The sequence below is a fragment of the Thalassospira sp. GB04J01 genome (genome assembly GCF_000751115.1).
GTDB classification, from domain to species: domain Bacteria; phylum Pseudomonadota; class Alphaproteobacteria; order Rhodospirillales; family Thalassospiraceae; genus Thalassospira; species Thalassospira lucentensis.
In genome coordinates this window covers 66,089-83,790 of sequence record NZ_CCDX020000013.1, presented here as the reverse complement: position 1 = coordinate 83,790, position 17,702 = coordinate 66,089, and the positions used below count along the sequence as shown (strand labels likewise).

Genomic DNA, 17,702 nt, shown 5'->3' with positions numbered 1-17,702 from the left:
GGGGGTGGCGTTTAATAGTATGAGGAAACTATCGCGCGAAAAACGGCCTGTCTACTGCCCTGTCGGGTAGGGGGTGTGGGCCGGTAAACGAAAAATGCCCGCAAACGATAAGCTTGCGGGCATTTTGCCAGATGATTTGTCTGATGATTTTAAAGGCGGTTTAACTCGGCGCAGGCGCCGGTGTTGGACCGTCCTTTTTGCCTTTCCACCAGTTCAGACCGAGAATGGCGAGAAGGACGACCGTCCCGGCAATCTCGGCGGTCAGGTCAGGCCAGAATACACCAACCGTGGCCGGAACAATCAGAACCCGCGAAATGATGTCCATATGGGCAAACAGATAGCCCTCAAGGGCGGCTGCAAAGGCCACAAGACACAAGATCGCGGTGAAACCGGTCCAAAGCACGATTTCAATGGGGCCGCCTTCGATGATTTCCGGGTTAAACACCATGAATGCCGGGATCAGATAGAGGCCCTTGGCAAATTTCCATGCCTGAAAACTGGTTTCCATGGGACTGGCGTTGGCAATTGCGGCCCCCGCAAAGCCCGCCAAGGCAATGGGCGGTGTGACGTTACTGTCCTGCGAGTACCAGAACACCACCAGATGCGCGATCAGAAGCGGAATGCCAAATTCGTTCGACAATGCCGGGCCGACCAGCACGATCAAAACGATGTAGGATGCCGTTACCGGCAAACCCATGCCAAGGATCAGGCTGGCAATCAGCACAAGGATCAGGGCCAGAACAATGTGACCGCCCGAAAACGCGATCATCATTGATGAGAATTTCAGGCCAAGACCGGTCAGGCCGACAACGCCAACGATAATCCCGGCAACCGCACAGGCCATCGAAACGGCAACGGCATTCTTTGCACCAAGCTCAAGGGCGGCGACGGTGATTTTGACGCCATTGGCAAGGGCAGATTTCAGAGCATCGTGGCTCGGTTTTTCGCCCTTTTGCGGGGCGACGATGAAGAACCAAAGCACATAGCGAAGGGCGGCAACCGCCATCACCGATATGATCGCCCAGAACCCGACGCGCATGGGGGAAATGTTCAGGACCAAAAGGTAAATCAGAACCCCAAGCGGCAAAATAAACTGCCAGCCTTCTTTGAGAACCTGTTTCCAATCGGGAAGTTCCGAGACCGGCATGCCGCGCATACCGTTCTTAAGAGCAACGATGTGGACAAACAGATAGACCGTGCCGAGATACAGGATCGCTGGGAAGATCGAGACCATGACGATTTCGAGGTACGGCACCTGCGTATATTCAGAAATCAGGAACGCACCCGCGCCCATCAGCGGCGGGGTAATCTGCCCACCCGTTGATGCCGCAGCTTCGATGCCGCCGGCCTGTGCCGGACGGTAACCAAGCCGCTTCATCAGCGGGATGGTAAAGGCACCTGTGGTGACCACATTGGCAATCGCCGATCCGCTGATCGAGCCCATGCCAGCAGATGCCAGAACGGCGGCCTTTGCCGGGCCACCGGGTTTTTTGCCCGTGGCGGCATAGGCCATATCGATAAAGAACTTACCCGCACCTGTAACTTCAAGGAACGCGCCAAACAGCACGAACATGAAGATATAGGTCGCAGCAACCCCCATCGGCAGGCCGTAAATGCCTTCCTGACCAAGGTAAAGTTGCCCGACAAGGCGATCAACATCCGCCCCGCGATGCGACAAAATACCCGGCAACCATTCGCCGACCCATGGCAGTGCGCCGCGTGGCCCCGACAGGGCATAGACAATCGCGACGATGCCGATAATGGTCATGCCAAGGCCAACCGCACGGCGGCTTGCCTCAAGCACGGTGACGGTTGCGATGATGCCGATGATCAGATCGGTTTCGCTCCAGAACCCGGCGCGATTGAAAATCGCATCGAGATAGAAGGAAAGATAAAAGCCGGTGGTAAAGGCACCCGCGAGGAAGGCGATATCAATAATCCAGCCCAGCACACCACGCTTCTTGTTGCCGCCAAAAATCGGGAACATCAAGAAGGCCAAGAACATGACAAACGCCAGATGGATGCTGCGCTGATAGAACAGGCCAAGCGGTTCGATACCTGCGGCGTACATCTGGAACAAGGAAAGTGCAACGGCGACAACAGAAATTGCCAGCATAACCAGTTTTGGCTGTGGCAGGTTGTCCGCCATGGACGGAAGCGGTGCCGGTTCAGACATGAGACTTATTCCCCGGTATCAAGGCGGATGGTGACACGGGTGTGTTCAGCCATCTTTGAAAGATAGATTTCGTCACCATCATTTGTGACGATGCGATGATCAACAGCAAGGCTTCCGACGCGCAGGGCATAGGCATTGCCCGGCACAGGTTCGTCGATATCCTCAATCCAGTAGCCGCCACCTTTGGCGCTGGTGAGGATTCCACGACCCGGATAATGGCCAAGACCTGCGGCAAAATCGGGTTGGTAGGCACGGTGGAGAACCATTTTTCCCAGATCATCGACATAACAGTCTATCACCCCGTCACCGGTTACCGAATGGTTCCAATAAAGGCACCAGCCGGTTTGGCGTGGGATGGGTGTTCTGGCCAAAACGGTTCCATCGTCCGCAATGACCTTAAGCTGGTCGGTTGCGGTGCCCGGTAGCGTTTCGGTGCGCGGGGACGGGCCCGCACATGCCGACAGAAGAATGGTAAGGGCGGCCAATGCTGGCCGCCCCCAATTTAGCGAAATCATGGATACAGTTTCGGCGGAATCGGTGAACCGGTTTCTTCGTAATAACGAAGCGCACCCGGATGCATCGGAATCGGGGTCGAGTTCAGCGCGAAGTCAACGGTGGTGTCGTTGGCTGCCGGGTGAATCGCAATCAGTTCATCAACCTTGTCAAACAGGGTTTTGGTGATCTGATAGGCGAGGTCTTCGTCCATTTCTGCGTTCACGAACAGGACGTTCGGGGTCGAAACGGTGTTGACCGGTGCTTCAACGCCTTCGTAGATGCCTTTGCGCAGGGCATAAGGTGCGAAGGTTGGTTCTGCATCAAGGGCCGCAACGATTTCTTCGTCGGTCAGCGCAATCAGCTTGATGTCACGCGTGGTTGCGAGGTTGAGGATCGAGCTGGTCGGCGGGCCAACGCTCCAGAAGCCGGCATCGATGTCACCATCGCGGAGCGCATCAGCGGTTTCGTTGAAGTTCAGGCGCTGTTCTTCGATGTCATCATAGGTGATGCCATTGGCTTCAAGCAGGGTTTTGGCCGAAACTTCGGTGCCCGAACCCGGTGCGCCAACAGAAACGCGTTTGCCTTTAAGGTCGGCAAGCGTGTTGATGCCGCTGTCGGCCATCGTCACGATCTGAACAGCATTCGGATAGATCGATGCCAGTGCGCGGACGTTATCAAGTTTGCGGTCTTCGAATTTACCGGTGCCGGTGAAACCCGCATAAACGGTGTCAGCAAGACCGATTGCAATGTCACTGTCGCCACGGGAAATCAGACCCATGTTTTCAACAGATGCGCCGGTTACTTCGGCAACTGCGGTGGAACCATCAACATATTTGGTGATCAGTTCGGCCAAGCCACCACCATACGGATAGTAGGTGCCGCCGGTGCCGCCGGTTGCGATCGAAAGCTGTTGTGCCGATGCGGGTGCAGCGGCGAGAATCATGGCTGCGGCTGCTGCAGAAAGCAGATTACGTAGCTTCATGGTAGTCCTCCCTTAGGTTAACGCGTGGTGCGTCGAGATATTCAAAAGATCATTTCAAAACGATTGATCTTTGGGATCGAAAACGACCCTTTTTCGGGGCCTGTTATTTTTGGATTTCAATCGCGACACCGTGAAATGCTGACATGTTTCGCATGATGTGCGCCAGCCAACGGAACCCTGCCAGAAGGACATGCATCAAAGCATTGTTCAACAGGCAGATCGCTGAAATCTTATGAAAAAAGGTGAAATGCGCAACAGCCAATAACATACCGCCCATTGTGGGCTGGCTGTCAGGTATCCTCCCTTATTTTCGTTATTTTATCATTTTGGTACTCGGATGTGCAATGTGTATGCCAAATAAGAGAATTAAAATTACTGTTATAAATCAATTGCTTGAATTGGGCGAATTTGCCAAATCGGCGAAATCTTGCTGATTTTCCGTATTTGATCGGCGGATTATTGCCGATGTTTGTGCCGCTTGGATGCCGGATGTTGGGGCAAACGATTGATCTGAATGATCTTTGTGCTAGACGATTTTGTCGCGCCGAATGTTCAGCTTTTTCATTTTTTCATTGAGCGTGCGCCGGGGAATATCGAGTTCTTCCATCACCGATTTGACGTTGCCATCGTGACGATCCAGCGCATCGCGGATCAGGCGTTCTTCAAAATGTTTGACCTGATCGGCAAGTGCCAGATCGTTTACAACCGGTTCTGCCAGATCAAAGCCACCTTTAAACAGCCGCTGAAATCTATCTTCGGGGCTGCCGACAAGCAGAACATAGCGTTCCGCGAGGTTTTTGAGTTCACGGACATTGCCCGGCCACTCGTGTTTTTTAAGCTGCCCGATCAAGGATGGTGCTGGTCGGTCGTAGGGGCGTTCAAACCGTTCAGCGGCACGTTCGGCAAAAATATCAAACAGAAGGGCAATGTCATCGGTGCGATCACGCAAAGGGGTTATGGCCAGTTCGAACGTATTGATGCGAAACATCAGGTCTTCGCGAAACTGTCGGGCGGAAACCGCGTCGGTCAGGTTTTCGTTGGTGGCACAAATCAGGCGAAAATCGACTTTAATCGGTGAATTTGATCCGACACGCACGACTTCGCGCTGCTCGATCACGCGTAGCAGTTTGGCCTGAAGGGCGAGTGGCATGCTTGATATCTCGTCGAGAAAAAGCGTGCCTTTGATGGCATGTTCAATCCAGCCAATCCGCTGCCCAGCCGCCCCGGTGAAGGCTCCTTTTTCATGGCCGAACAATTCACTTTCAGCAGTACTTTCCGGGATGGCGGCACAATTGACCGCGACGAACTTTTCATCGCGTCGGTCACTAAGGTCATGAATGGCGCGCGCGACCAGTTCCTTGCCGGTGCCGGTTTCGCCAGAAATCAGAACCGGCACTTCGGTTGCGGCGATATTGGCGATTTCTTCCTTTAGCGCGTACATCTGTTTGCTGTTGCCAATCAGGCGGCCATCAAGGCTGCCACGATGGGCAATCTGTCGGCGCAGTTGGCGGTTTTCAATGACAAGGCGGCGCTTTTCAATCGCGCGTTCGAGGCTTTCGACAATGTCTTTGGGCTCAAACGGTTTTTCAACGAAATCATAGGCGCCGCTTTTCATCGCCTCGACCGCCATGGGCACATCGCCGTGCCCGGTCATCAGGATCACCGGTATGTCGCCATCGGTGGCAAGAACCGATTTGGTGAAACTGATGCCGTCCATTTTGGGCATTTTCACATCGGTCAGAACCACACCGGCGAAATCAGATGTAATATCGCCAAGCGCATCGCGGGCGTCAGCATAGACAGTGACATCAAAATCAGACAGTTCCAGCCATTGCGCCAGCGACACACGCATGGCTTCATCGTCATCAACAATGATGATGTGTGCCTGACTTTTCGGCGGTGTCTGATTGTCGGTCGTCACGATGTTTGTTCCCTAAGCAGTGGCAGGCGGACTTCAAAGCACGCACCACCCGACGTCATGTTATAGGCTTTTATGCTGCCGCCGAAGTCACGCACAATGCCATATGTCACCGAAAGTCCCAACCCGACACCCTGTCCCGGGTCCTTGGTGGTAAAGAACGGATCAAACAGAAGAGCCAGTGCATCATCATCCATGCCCGGTCCGGTGTCGGAAATGCGCATGATTACGTTGGACTCCGCCGTTGTCAGATCAATGCGAAGACGTTTTTTCGGGCTGTCGATCATGGCATCAAGCGCATTGCGAATGATGTTGACGCAAACCTGTTCGATCCGCACCAGATCGGCATGGACCATTAACGGCATGCGAAGTTCATGGCGTTCAAGCTGACAATTTTCCGTTTCCAATTGCGGGCTTAGCAGCTGCAGGGCGTTATCAAGGGCGATCTTAAGGTCAACGGGCTCGAGAACCCCGGTTGATTTGCGCGAAAATGTCTTGAGCTGCCCGGTGATGGCACCCATGCGTTCGGTCAAAGACGAAATTTGCGAAATGTTCTGATCAAGTTGCTCTGTCTTGCCGCGTTCGATCATCAGTTTGGCGCTGGCGCAAAATGTGCGGATGGCGGCAATCGGCTGATTGATTTCATGGGCGATGGCGGCCGACATTTGGCCCAATGCCGCCAGTTTCCCGGCCTGAACCAGTTCGTTTTGTGTGCCGCGCAATTCGTTTTCGGTTTTGCGTCGTTCGGTGATTTCTTCTTCAAGGCGGGTGTTGAGACTTTGAATACGTTCGAATTCAAGGGCTTCGCGTTGGGAGGCCAGTTTTAATTCGCGTTCGCGCAAGAACAGAATGATCAACATGATCAACCCGGATGCAATGATGGTGATCAGCATTACCGTGCCCTGACGGGCGGTGACGTCGCTCATGGAGGTCAGATAGAAAATCCGCCAATCGCTGCCGTCGATTTTCTTTACATCATACAGAAACTGTTCCGACCCAATCGCAAGCGTGCCTTTGCCATCCGAAATCTGCCCGCCGATGTCGAGGCTATTGAGGTCTTCGCCAACATATTGACGGTTGCGTGTAATGCGTTCGCGATCCGCAGCCGACAGAGGCAGCAAGGTGCGGTATTTCCAATCGCCCCGACTGGTCAGTGTAATCACACCATCGGCATCGGCGACAAAGACAACCTCGCCACCGTCCTGCCAGTTCTTTTCCAGCTCGTCGAGTTCCAGTTTGACGACGACAACGCCAATGATCTGATCATTGCGACTTATCGGGGTGGAAATGAAAAGCCCCGCCCGTCCGGTTGTAACACCGATCCCGAAAAAGAAGCCCTCATGCCCGGCAATGGACTGATTGAAATAGGGGCGGAAACTGTAATCTTCGCCGACAAAACTGTCGGCGGTGTTCCAGTTGCTCGACGCAATCGTCATGCCGCGTTGATCAAGAACATAAAGGGCTGCTGCACCCGCCCGGTCATTGACTTTTTCAAGATACAGGCTGGCGGTGTGGGCATTTCCGGTGCCAGCGACGGCATCAATGACCTGATGATGGCGCGACACGACATAGGGTAAATAGCGATACCGGTCGATGGCGGCGCGCAATGAACTGTCATAAAGGGCCAGACGGGCCTGTGCGGTTTTTTCAAGTTCATTGATTGTCAGATTGCCGGTGGAACTGACGGCAAGCCATACCACAAGCCCCGCGATCATGACCCCGGCCAGACTGAGCGTTACGCGGCTATAGGTGCTTAACCAGTAAAAAATGGCTGCCTCCCGGCGGGTCAGGGATCATTTTGGTGTTCGGCGCGTTTGTGATTGATTGGCATGTTCGTTCCGAACGGATGATTGTTATTTGTCCCCGCAGCGGAAAGTCAACTGATACAAGTATGGGCAGGGCTGGCAAAGCCATGAGAGAAGAGGCCTTAATTATGCCTCAGGTGGTTATTTTTTCGCCACATTGGGGTGTAACTTGTATAGTTATGAGAGTTACGAGAAAATTTTATCTGTCCAAAGGGTGAGGTTCAGGTGAGCAAGATCGCACTTGTAGATGACGACCGGAATATCCTGACGTCCGTTTCGATGGCGTTGGAAGAAGAAGGATATGAGGTTCTTACATATTCTGATGGCTCTGAGGCGTTGCACGCCCTGACCAAGGAAGAGCCAGATCTGGCGGTCCTGGATATCAAGATGCCCCGTATGGATGGGCTTGAGCTTTTGACCCATCTGCGCAAGAAAACGCAGATGCCGGTGATCTTCCTGACGTCAAAAGATGACGAGGTTGATGAATTGACCGGCCTTCGTCTGGGCGCGGATGATTATATCAAAAAGCCGTTTTCCCAGCGTTTGCTGATTGAACGGATTCGCACCTTGTTGCGGCGTGCGGAAATCATGCGTGCCGGGGGTGTTCGCCCGAACGGATCGGATGACGTTGTCCAGCGTGGTGACCTTGTGCTTGATCCGTCGCGCCACATGTGCAGCTGGAAAGGCTTGCATGTGAACCTGACTGTGACCGAGTTCCTGCTTATTCAGGCGCTGGCCAAGCATCCGGGGCACGTTAAAAACCGTGATCAGTTGATTGATGCGGCGTACGGCGAACATATCTATGTCGATGACCGTACCATTGACAGTCACATCAAACGCCTGCGTAAGAAATTCCGCGAAACCGATGACGAATTCAAGGAAATCGAAACCTTGTATGGCGTGGGATATCGTTATCGTGACACAGCCACTGTAGCGGGCTGACACCACGTTTTTCGGGCCGGGTTTTTCCCGGCCCGACCAAATTTGCGGGTTTGAATGAGCGACTTTGCCGCCGAAGATAACGACGACCAAACAACGGTCCAGCACGAAACGCGCACAGCACGCATAGAAGAACGTCACGGACTTTTTTCCCCGCTGACGTGGCGTATTCTGGCGGTAAATGCGCTGGCGTTGTTCGTGCTCGTTGCAGGGATATTGTATCTTGGCCGCTACAAGCAGGAATTGATCCATTCCGAGCTTGAGGCGATGGCGGTTCAGGCGGAAATGTATGCCGCAGCCCTTTCCACATCTGCCGTCAGTTCCGGAGATGATGCCACCAATCAGGTGAAGCTTGAAGTTGCGCGTGAAATGGTGCGGCGTCTTGTCGGCATTACCGGTGCGCGCACACGTTTGTTTGCGGTCAATGGCAACCTGATTGCCGATAGCCGCAATATCAAGTCATTTGGGGCAGGCACCATTCAGGCCGAAGAACTTCCCGCACCGGGCGATGACGATTTTTTCGCCGAAGTCATGCGCAATCTGACCGATGGGTTGCTCGCCTTGTTTGAAGGCGATCAGCCCTTGCCGCTTTATGTAGATCCGCCGGTTGCCAGTGCAGCCGATTATCCCGAAGTGCGCGCAGCCCTTGCGGGGTATTCACGCGGGGTTGTCCGGGTGGATGGGCAAGGACGGCGGGTGTTGTCGGTGTCGGTGCCTGTGGCCCGGTTCAAACAGGTTTTGGCATCGGTGATGATGACCAAAAGTGGCGATACAATTGAAACCGCCCTGCATGCCGTGCGGCTGGATATCCTTAAAATCTTTGTCTTTGCCTTTGGGATCACGGTTCTTTTGTCGATCTATCTGGCCGGTGTGATTACACGGCCACTGAACCGGTTGGCGCGCGCGGCCGAGCGGGTCCGGCGCAGCAAAAATCGCCAATTTGCCATTCCTGATTTGTCGGATCGCAACGATGAAATCGGTGATTTGTCGACGACATTGCGCGATATGACCGAAACGCTGTGGGATCGTATGGATGCGATTGAACGGTTTGCTGCCGATGTCGCGCATGAGATTAAAAACCCGCTGACGTCGCTTCGCAGTGCAGTGGAAACTGCAACACGTTTGAAAGACCCGGAACGACAACGCCGACTGATGGAAATCATTGCCGAAGACGTGCAGCGTCTTGATCGACTGATCAGCGATATTTCCGATTATTCGCGGATGGATGCCGAACTGTCGCGGACCGAATCCGAAGAAGTTGATTTGCGTCCGCTTCTGCAAACAATGGGCGAACTTTATAATGCCAACCCCGATGGGCCGCGCATCAAGGTTGCGGTGCCGGAAAATCTTGTCGTTCCCGCCCTTGAAAGCCGATTGACGCAGGTGTTTAGAAACCTGATTTCAAACGCGATTACCTTTACCCCCGAAGGTGGGGAAGTGCGCGTGCGGGCATGGCGGGATAAGAATCAGGCGATCATCACGATCGAAGATGACGGCCCGGGCATTCCGTCGGGCAAGGAAGAAGCGATCTTTAACCGGTTCTATACCGAGCGCCCATCGACCGAGAAATTCGGTCAGCATTCTGGATTGGGGTTATCAATCTCCAAGCGGATTATGTCGGCCCATAATGGCGAACTGAGTGCACAGAATCGGGTGCTTAATGATGAGGTCAAAGGGGCGGTCTTTACCATTCGGTTGCCGCTTGATTGATCTGTGACGGGGCAGAAAACCCTGAGTAATCGGTCATTTATCTATGCGTGTGGATAGGGCCCGGCGTTTGGGGTTTGACAAGGCCGTATGAGCCAAGCATCGTTTTCCATTATGTCCCAAATTCACGCAAATTGTATCCTGATCGGCGCGCATGCTGTTTTGTTGCGCGGGGCATCAGGTGCCGGAAAATCCAGCTTGTCGCTGCGCCTGATGTCAAAGGGGGCTGTGCTTATCTCCGATGACAGAACCGACCTTGTTGCGCGCGACGGGCGGTTGATTGCAAGTTCCCCCTCCCAGATCGCCGGACTGTGCGAAGTGCGTGGGATTGGTGTGGTGCGTGGATTGCCCACCAAACGTGAAGGCGATGTTCGCCTGATCGTCGATATTGTTGATGATCAGGGCGATGTCGAACGCATGCCGGTCCCGGAAACCGAGCTTGTGTGTGGTATTGAAATTTCAAAGTGGAAATTTTGTATATCTGATCTGGCGGTTGAGGCCAAGATTGGGGTAGCTTTGGCGCTCGCAACGGGTCAGATGCAGCTCGAACCCTAAGTTCAACAGGAAACCGCTTTGCAAGAACGTTCAGAAAAATCACCAGAAAATCCGCAAGATCGATCCGATATGCCAGACGGTTTTGCTGCTGATTATACTGATGCCAAAAACCGGCTGGTTCTGGTGACTGGGGTTTCTGGTGCAGGGCGGACGACCTCGCTTAAGATTTTGGAAGATTTCGGGTTTGATGCGGTGGATAACCTGCCGCTTCGATTGTTGCCTGCACTGATTTCCGGGGCCAAGCACCCGGAACAACCCACAGCGATTGGGCTTGATATCCGAACCCGTGATTTTGGTGTTGATCAGTTTGTCAAAATCATTGCCGAGCTTCGCGACCAACAAGGCGTTGATCCGCTTGTGGTTTTCTTGGATGCCGAAACGTCGGTTTTGCAGCGCCGGTTCACCGAAACGCGTCGGCCCCATCCGTTGGCGCATGACCGACCGCTTGTTGATGCGATCGAGCATGAAAAACGCCTGATGGCGCCGATTGCCGCAACGGCGGACATGACCATCGAAACATCGCGCCTGAAATCAGCCGAACTGCGCAAGATCCTGCAAGACCAGTTTCACATCGGTGAAACTGAAGGCATGGCGGTTTTTGTCAAAAGCTTTTCGTTTCGCCAGGGGGTGCCTGCGGAGGCCGATCTGGTTTTTGACGTTCGCTTTCTGCGCAACCCGCACTATGATCCCGAGCTTCGTCTTTTGACGGGGCTGAATAAAGCTGTTGGAAATTACATCGAAGAAGATCCGGATTTCGCCGGATTTGTCGATGGGCTGCGGGCCCTGCTTGAGCCGATTTTGCCGCGCTATGCCCGCGAAGGTAAGAGTTATCTGACCATCGCAATCGGGTGTACGGGCGGCCAACACCGTTCGGTTTATACTGCGCGGATACTAAATGACTGGATTGCCGATCTGGGATATGACGTTCATCTCAGTCATCGTGACAAGCCGGATGAACCGAATTCGGGGGAGTGAAGAAGATGGAGAAAACTGCATGATCGGGATGGTGCTTGTCACCCATGGCGATCTCGCGAAAGAGTTCGTATCTGCCTTGCAGCACGTTGTGGGCGAGCAGGAAAATGTCGAAGCGGTCTGTATTGGACCGGATGACGACATGGAACAACGTCGTGCGGATATTCTGGCCAGTGTCGAAAAAGTCGACAGTGGTAAAGGCGTTGTTTTGTTGACCGACATGTTTGGCGGAACCCCGTCCAATCTGGCGATTTCGATTATGGAACAGGCCCATGTCGAAGTGATCGCAGGGGTAAATTTACCTTTGTTGATTAAGCTGGCATCTGTTCGCGTTGAAGGCACCCTGGCCGAAACGGTCAATGCCGCCCAGGATGCGGGCCGAAAATACATCAATGTCGCATCGCGTTTGCTCAGCGGCGAAGAATAAGACTTAAAACAATAAAATCAGGCCGGACGTGGAAAATGCGTGTCCGGCCAGTGGGGACATACCGCGGGGACATAGATGGCGCAGAAGGAAAAACGCATTTTAACAATCAGTAACCAGCGCGGATTGCATGCCCGTGCTGCGGCGAAATTTGTTAAACTGGCGGGTGAGTTTGAATCGGCGATCATGGTGCGCAACCGTGGTACCGAGGTTTCAGGTGTTTCGATCATGGGGCTTATGATGCTGGCCGCATCCATTGGCACAGAGATTGAGGTCGAGGCTGTCGGACCTGACGCCAAAAAGGCGATTGAAGCCTTAAACGAGCTTGTCGATGACAAGTTTGATGAAGAATAACCGCTTCTTTGCGGTATAAAGAACTGACGGCTTTCAGGAAATAACAAGAACGAGTTGGCAGAAGATCTGGTTTGACAGTTCCCCCAAAAGACCAATCCATATCCGATGAAAACGCAATGGCCGGCCGCCGGATTATAACCGGGCTGGGGGCATCTGGCGGGATTGTGATTGGTCGGGCGTTTGTTCTGGACCGCCAATATATTCAGGTCAGCCGTAAACCGATTGCCGATGATGCCGTTCAGGCCGAAAGCAAACGTCTTCATGATGGCGTTGCACAAAGCATTGATCAGCTCAAGCGTCTGAAATCACAATCTGCCAATGCTGGAAGTGCGGCGTCCGAGGAACTTGGTTTCCTGCTGGATGCCTATGTTCATATGCTGACCGAATCGCGTCTGGTGCGCGGGGCGGAAGAACTGATTGTGTCGCGCAAGCTTAATGCCGTGCATGCGGTCAGTGAAGTCATTGACGTCATTGCCAATCAGTTTTCGGGCATTGATGATCGTTATATCGCCGCACGTGCATCGGACATCCGCGAAGTTGGTTTGCGCCTGATGCGTTGTTTAATCGGGGAAACTGATCGGGCGGCCGACATGGCGCCAACAGGTGCGATCCTGATTGCCGAGGATGTCAGCCCGGCGGACATGGCCCGGTTTGAACCCGGCCAGTTGACCGCCTTTGTCACTGCCCTTGGCGGGGCAGAGGGACATACCGCGATTATGGCGCGCTCACTTGGTATTCCCGCCGTCCTTGGGGCGGCCGATATCATTCGCGGGGTTTCAGGGGGCGACCAGATCATTGTCGATGGGGGGCGCGGTGAAGTCATTCTTGCGCCCACTGATGCCGATATTGCCCATTATACCCAGCGCCGCGAAGATTGGCTGGCGGCGCGCAACAAGCTTGCATCCTTGCGCGATGTGCCGTCTGCGACCCGCGACGGGGTTGATATTGATCTGCACGCCAACATCGAATTGCCAATCGAACTTTCCGCCGCCCTTGAAAACGGCGCAACCGGAATTGGCCTTTTGCGCAGCGAGTTCATGTTTATGAACAAGGATTACCTGCCCGATGAGGACGAACAATACGCAGAACTTGCCGATATCGTAAAACGGATGGATGGCAAGCCCGTCACGATCCGGACTCTTGATATCGGGGGTGAAAAGCTTGCGGTTGCGCTTCAGGCGGATATGGGAACCGGGCCGAACCCGGCCCTTGGCCTGCGCGGTGTTAGGTTGTCGCTGCGCAAACCGGAACTTCTTGAGGCCCAGTTTGGTGCAATTTTGCGTGCGTCCCTTCATGGTAAGGTGCGCGTCCTGATCCCGATGGTGGTCAGTGTTCATGAAATGACGCGCGCACGTCATATCTATGAGGGAGTGGCCAAACGGCTGCGCAAACAGGGCCATGCAATCCCCGATGAGCTGCCGCCACTTGGGGCGATGATTGAAATCCCGGCCGCGGCCATTGCGGTTGATACGCTGGCGCGCGAATGTGATTTCTTTGCCATTGGGACCAATGATTTAACCCAGTATACGCTGGCGATTGACCGTACCGATGATCAGGTGGCGGGTCTTTTTGACCCCTTGCATCCGTCGGTGCTGCGTCTGATCCGCGATGTGATCAAACTGTCAAACGAACGCGGTATTCCGGTCAGTGTCTGCGGTGAAATGGCCGGTGATCCGCGCTATATTCCACTGTTCATCGGGTTTGGGTTGCGCAATCTTTCGATGTCGCCGGTGAATTTGTTGTTGGTTAAGCAACGTCTGCGGCGTCTTGATACGCGCAATTCCAAACATCAGGCGGATCGCGTGATGGAACAATGGGATCAGGCCCGCATCGCCATGATGCTTGATGATTTCAACGATCTGGCCTGATCGAAACTCACGACGGGTTTTATCCTCATACAATTTATGATGATCTTTTGATCTTGCTCGACTTTTGTCGGTCGAAAGCAGGATGTAATTTTGCGCGTTGAAATTTGATGCAAGAAAAGACTTGAAAAAGATATAAAGAAATCTTTATATGTCTTCCATCGCAGTTGAAGAAACGACTGCCAAAGAATTTATCGGCGTAGCTGCAAGACAGATGTCATTGCGGATGCGCAATTTGTGTTTGATTGGAGACGACATGTCGAACTTTACTGATTGCAAGGTCGCAGACATCTCGCTGGCCGGATGGGGCCGCAAGGAAATCGCGATTGCTGAAACCGAAATGCCGGGCCTGATGGCGCTGCGCGAAGAATATGGTGCTGCCCAGCCGCTTGCGGGTGCCCGTATCATCGGTTGCCTGCATATGACCATTCAGACCGCAGTTTTGATCGAGACGCTGACGGCACTTGGCGCGGAAGTTCGCTGGTCTTCATGCAACATCTTCTCAACCCAGGATCAGGCAGCAGCAGCAATGGCGGCGGCTGAAATCCCGGTATTTGCCTGGAAAGGCGAGACCGAGGAAGAATTCTGGTGGTGCATCGAGCAGACCATTACCGGCCCGAACGGCTGGAAACCGAACCTGATCCTTGATGATGGCGGCGACGTTACGCAGCTGATCCACGAAAAATACCCGGAACTTCTCGAAGACATCAAAGGTCTGTCGGAAGAAACCACCACTGGTGTGCATCGCCTTTATGAAATGGCGAAAAAAGGCACCCTTATGGTCCCGGCGATCAACGTCAATGACTCGGTCACCAAATCGAAATTCGACAACCTCTATGGTTGCCGTGAATCACTGGTTGATGGCATCAAACGCGCAACCGACGTCATGGTTGCCGGTAAAATCGGCGTTGTTGCCGGTTTTGGTGATGTTGGCAAAGGTTCGGCTGCGTCGCTTCGCAGTCAGGGTGCCCGCGTTCTTGTGACCGAAATCGATCCGATCTGCGCATTGCAGGCCGCGATGGAAGGTTACGAAGTCACCACGATGGAAGATGCAGCACCGGTTGGCGACATTTTCGTCACCACCACCGGCAACATCGACATCATCACGCTTGACCACATGCGTGCGATGAAAGACCGCGCAATTGTGTGCAACATCGGTCACTTCGATTCCGAAATCCAGATTGGTTCGCTTAAGAACTACAAATGGGACAATGTTAAGCCGCAGGTCGACGAAGTCGAATTCCCGGATGGCAAACGTTTGATCGTTCTGGCCGAAGGTCGTCTGGTGAACCTTGGTTGTGCGACCGGTCACCCGAGCTTTGTAATGTCGGCATCCTTCACCAATCAGGTGCTGGCCCAGATCGAACTTTGGAAAAACTTCGCCAACTACAAAAACGAAGTTTATGTCCTGCCTAAACACCTTGATGAGAAAGTTGCAGCCCTGCACCTTGACCGTCTTGGCGTGAAACTGACCAAGCTGTCGCAGGAACAGGCTGAGTATATCAGCGTGCCGCAGGCGGGTCCGTTCAAGCCGGATCATTATCGTTACTAATTGGTCTTTGCCAATTTGCATCAAAGCCGGTCCGTTTCGTCGGGCCGGCTTTTTTGTGTTCAGCAGGCAAGGTTCCTTGCTAGAAGGAGCAAGCCGCTACCAAAGAGATAGAAATCATGCCCCAGCTTGAAATCGAATATTCTGCCAAACTTCCGATTGCCGATGAGCTGCGCAAGCTCGCGGTTGATCTTCATTATGTCATTGCACGAGAAACTGACGCCGAACTGGCATCATTCAAAACCCGCATATCACCGCTTGAAAATGTTGTGATTGCCGATGGCGATGACAAAAGTGCCATGGTGCATCTTGATATTCGGTTGCTGTCGGGGCGGAGTGAGGCCGTGAAATTTGCCACCGGCGAAGCCGCCCTTGCGGCCCTGTGTGACCGTCTGGAATGGCTGGTCGGGGATTATGCGGTGCAATTTAGTGTCGAGGTCCATGACCTTGATCGGGCGAATTACCACAAGCATGTGACCGAGAAACGTTAAAGCCCAATCCGGGCCGCGTTCGACTACATCAGCAACGCTTCGTGGATCGGGTGATCCGGGCCATAGCGCCCCTTTAAAAGCGTGATCAGTTCGTGTGAGAAGTTTTTGCCTGCATCAAGCAAGGACCGCAATTCGGCATCATTGCGATCATTGGGCCCGACTTTTTCAAGCCGCGCACGCACGTCCGGATCAGACAGTTCGCGCAGGAACCGATCATAAAGGTCGAGTGCCGGAAGGCTTTTTTCGCCAAACACGGTTTGTAGACGGGTGATCGGCGGGAGTTGCAAAAGTTCGGACAGTTTTTCGCGTTTTCCGGTGTAATCACGGTCTGCGGTCTCAGCGGCTGCAATAATGCCGCCAAAATAAAGCATTTTCCGTGAAAAGACGAGTTTTAAACGGCGCGGTGCCCATGCCTTGCTGGCGTCGCCCTCGCGGGTTTTAATTTCAAAATCAACGCTGATGGTGCGGTAATAGCGGATGACGTCATTGACCAAAAAGCGCGCGATTGACTCGCGTGTCACCGTGGTCGTGACGTAATTGGCAATCAGGTCGTCAAAGAATTTACGTTTACCCGCCTCGTTATAGAGCCATTCGCATTCCAGCAAAAACAGTAAGCGCCTGGTGGTGATGGAATTGGTATCACCATCAAGTCCAATCCGGTTCACCAGTTCTTCGGCGGTGATATAAGATGAAAACGGGCCGTTTACCGCCGGTTTCTTGGTGACCATCTTGCCCAGAATATCGGCGACCTCACGGTGCGGGGCTTGGCTTCGTTCGGCTTCGCGCCCGATGATGAAGTAATCAAGGTCGGATTGATCCGATGCTTCGTGCCGTCCATAGGACCCGGTCACAACCACGCAAAAGGTATCGCCATGCAGGCGTTCGGCCAATGCGTCGCGCATTTCCGCCAAACGATGTGCAGAGTAATTTTGGTTGGTTGCGATGGTTGCCGGTAACAAGATGCGGTCAGTCCTTTGGTGCGACTCGTTGATCACCCACTATCTGCCTATAGGGTAAAGATTAATACCGCGTTTAACTGATATGGCGGATGCCTGTTTGAGGTGATTGACCGGGCGGGGGTTGGAGGCATAGTTTGGCGTGGCGTTCCGCCTTACCTTCCTTTTGAAAGATACCCCCATGGATATTGCCAATCTGCGCTTTGGGACCACTGACTGGTCGCGTATTGAGCCGACTGAACATCGCGGTGACACGGGTCTGGCGACATGGCGCACCCAGAAATTTGGTCCGATCCGGGTCCGGATGGTGACATATTCGCCGGGCTATCTTGCTGATCACTGGTGCAGCAAAGGGCATATTTTGTTGTGTCTCGAAGGCGAGTTGGTCACCGAGCTTGAAGATGGCCGGACCTATACCCTGAAACCGGGGATGAGTTATCAGGTGGCCGATAACGCCGAAGCCCACCGGTCATCAACGCAAACCGGTGCGACTTTGTTTGTCGTTGACTGATCT

Annotated in this window: 16 protein-coding genes; 10 read left to right on the top strand and 6 right to left on the bottom strand. The window is 53.5% G+C overall.

The window, feature by feature from the left end; genetic code table 11:
* Positions 1-160: 160 nt before the first annotated feature.
* From AMM48_RS14220 to AMM48_RS14200, 5 genes are all read right to left on the bottom strand, one after another.
* Complete coding sequence (locus AMM48_RS14220) at positions 161-2,176, bottom strand: TRAP transporter permease (RefSeq protein WP_102784570.1); 2,016 nt, start codon at positions 2,174-2,176, stop codon at positions 161-163.
* Positions 2,177-2,181: 5 nt separating this feature from the next.
* Complete coding sequence (locus tag AMM48_RS14215) at positions 2,182-2,691, bottom strand: DUF1850 domain-containing protein (RefSeq protein ID WP_022733917.1); 510 nt, start codon at positions 2,689-2,691, stop codon at positions 2,182-2,184.
* Positions 2,688-3,653, bottom strand: coding sequence for a TAXI family TRAP transporter solute-binding subunit (locus tag AMM48_RS14210; RefSeq protein ID WP_022733916.1), 966 nt, complete (start codon positions 3,651-3,653; stop codon positions 2,688-2,690). The genes AMM48_RS14215 and AMM48_RS14210 overlap by 4 nt, the downstream gene beginning before the upstream one ends.
* Positions 3,654-4,179: 526 nt before the next feature.
* Positions 4,180-5,574 (bottom strand): sigma-54 dependent transcriptional regulator, encoded by a 1,395-nt coding sequence (locus AMM48_RS14205; RefSeq protein ID WP_244271239.1) that lies wholly within the window; start codon positions 5,572-5,574, stop codon positions 4,180-4,182.
* Positions 5,571-7,286 carry an ATP-binding protein gene (locus AMM48_RS14200; protein ID WP_102784569.1) on the bottom strand — a complete coding sequence of 572 codons (1,716 nt, stop codon included), beginning with the start codon at positions 7,284-7,286 and terminating at the stop codon, positions 5,571-5,573. Before AMM48_RS14200 ends, AMM48_RS14205 begins: the two co-directional genes overlap by 4 nt.
* A gap of 315 nt (positions 7,287-7,601) precedes the next feature.
* Here AMM48_RS14200 and AMM48_RS14195 point away from each other — a divergent pair, with 315 nt between their 5' ends.
* From AMM48_RS14195 to AMM48_RS14155, 9 genes are all read left to right on the top strand, one after another.
* On the top strand, positions 7,602-8,318 hold the full coding sequence (locus AMM48_RS14195) for a response regulator transcription factor (protein ID WP_022733912.1): 717 nt from the start codon (positions 7,602-7,604) through the stop codon (positions 8,316-8,318).
* Positions 8,319-8,372: 54 nt separating this feature from the next.
* Positions 8,373-10,025: a stimulus-sensing domain-containing protein gene (locus AMM48_RS14190; protein ID WP_244271238.1), complete on the top strand. Its 1,653-nt coding sequence runs from the start codon at positions 8,373-8,375 to the stop codon at positions 10,023-10,025.
* 111 nt (positions 10,026-10,136) lie between these two features.
* Positions 10,137-10,577: an HPr kinase/phosphatase C-terminal domain-containing protein gene (locus AMM48_RS14185; RefSeq protein ID WP_102784646.1), complete on the top strand. Its 441-nt coding sequence runs from the start codon at positions 10,137-10,139 to the stop codon at positions 10,575-10,577.
* A gap of 18 nt (positions 10,578-10,595) precedes the next feature.
* Entirely contained in the window at positions 10,596-11,552 is a 957-nt protein-coding gene (gene rapZ / locus AMM48_RS14180; protein WP_244271237.1) for an RNase adapter RapZ, read from the top strand.
* Between the two features lie 19 nt (positions 11,553-11,571).
* Positions 11,572-11,976, top strand: a complete 405-nt coding sequence (locus AMM48_RS14175; RefSeq protein WP_022733908.1) for a PTS sugar transporter subunit IIA — start codon at positions 11,572-11,574, stop codon at positions 11,974-11,976.
* Positions 11,977-12,051: 75 nt separating this feature from the next.
* Positions 12,052-12,327 carry an HPr family phosphocarrier protein gene (locus AMM48_RS14170; RefSeq protein WP_022733907.1) on the top strand — a complete coding sequence of 92 codons (276 nt, stop codon included), beginning with the start codon at positions 12,052-12,054 and terminating at the stop codon, positions 12,325-12,327.
* Between the two features lie 116 nt (positions 12,328-12,443).
* Complete coding sequence (ptsP, locus tag AMM48_RS14165; RefSeq protein WP_181951578.1) at positions 12,444-14,195, top strand: phosphoenolpyruvate--protein phosphotransferase; 1,752 nt, start codon at positions 12,444-12,446, stop codon at positions 14,193-14,195.
* Positions 14,196-14,448: 253 nt separating this feature from the next.
* A complete protein-coding gene (gene ahcY / locus AMM48_RS14160; protein WP_102784643.1) occupies positions 14,449-15,744 on the top strand; it encodes an adenosylhomocysteinase in 1,296 nt (431 codons plus the stop codon).
* A gap of 116 nt (positions 15,745-15,860) precedes the next feature.
* The gene (locus tag AMM48_RS14155; RefSeq protein ID WP_102784568.1) at positions 15,861-16,232 is read left to right on the top strand and encodes a 5-carboxymethyl-2-hydroxymuconate isomerase; all 372 of its coding nucleotides are present in this window, start codon (positions 15,861-15,863) and stop codon (positions 16,230-16,232) included.
* Positions 16,233-16,255: 23 nt separating this feature from the next.
* On the opposite strand, the gene AMM48_RS14150 is transcribed toward AMM48_RS14155, so the two are convergent.
* On the bottom strand, positions 16,256-17,191 hold the full coding sequence (locus AMM48_RS14150) for a DUF294 nucleotidyltransferase-like domain-containing protein (protein ID WP_102784567.1): 936 nt from the start codon (positions 17,189-17,191) through the stop codon (positions 16,256-16,258).
* Positions 17,192-17,369: 178 nt separating this feature from the next.
* Here AMM48_RS14150 and AMM48_RS14145 point away from each other — a divergent pair, with 178 nt between their 5' ends.
* Positions 17,370-17,699, top strand: a complete 330-nt coding sequence (locus AMM48_RS14145; protein WP_102784566.1) for a DHCW motif cupin fold protein — start codon at positions 17,370-17,372, stop codon at positions 17,697-17,699.
* Positions 17,700-17,702: the final 3 nt, after the last annotated feature.

Coding starts and splice junctions, on each gene's coding strand:
- AMM48_RS14215 (WP_022733917.1), bottom strand. CDS start 2,691: ATGATTTCGCTAAATTGGGGGCGGCCAGCATTGGCCGCCCTTACCATT.
- AMM48_RS14145 (WP_102784566.1), top strand. CDS start 17,370: ATGGATATTGCCAATCTGCGCTTTGGGACCACTGACTGGTCGCGTATT.
- ahcY (WP_102784643.1), top strand. CDS start 14,449: ATGTCGAACTTTACTGATTGCAAGGTCGCAGACATCTCGCTGGCCGGA.
- AMM48_RS14200 (WP_102784569.1), bottom strand. CDS start 7,286: ATGATCGCGGGGCTTGTGGTATGGCTTGCCGTCAGTTCCACCGGCAAT.
- AMM48_RS14190 (WP_244271238.1), top strand. CDS start 8,373: ATGAGCGACTTTGCCGCCGAAGATAACGACGACCAAACAACGGTCCAG.
- ptsP (WP_181951578.1), top strand. CDS start 12,444: ATGGCCGGCCGCCGGATTATAACCGGGCTGGGGGCATCTGGCGGGATT.
- AMM48_RS14170 (WP_022733907.1), top strand. CDS start 12,052: ATGGCGCAGAAGGAAAAACGCATTTTAACAATCAGTAACCAGCGCGGA.
- AMM48_RS14210 (WP_022733916.1), bottom strand. CDS start 3,653: ATGAAGCTACGTAATCTGCTTTCTGCAGCAGCCGCAGCCATGATTCTC.
- AMM48_RS14175 (WP_022733908.1), top strand. CDS start 11,572: ATGATCGGGATGGTGCTTGTCACCCATGGCGATCTCGCGAAAGAGTTC.
- AMM48_RS14155 (WP_102784568.1), top strand. CDS start 15,861: ATGCCCCAGCTTGAAATCGAATATTCTGCCAAACTTCCGATTGCCGAT.
- AMM48_RS14220 (WP_102784570.1), bottom strand. CDS start 2,176: ATGTCTGAACCGGCACCGCTTCCGTCCATGGCGGACAACCTGCCACAG.
- AMM48_RS14185 (WP_102784646.1), top strand. CDS start 10,137: ATGTCCCAAATTCACGCAAATTGTATCCTGATCGGCGCGCATGCTGTT.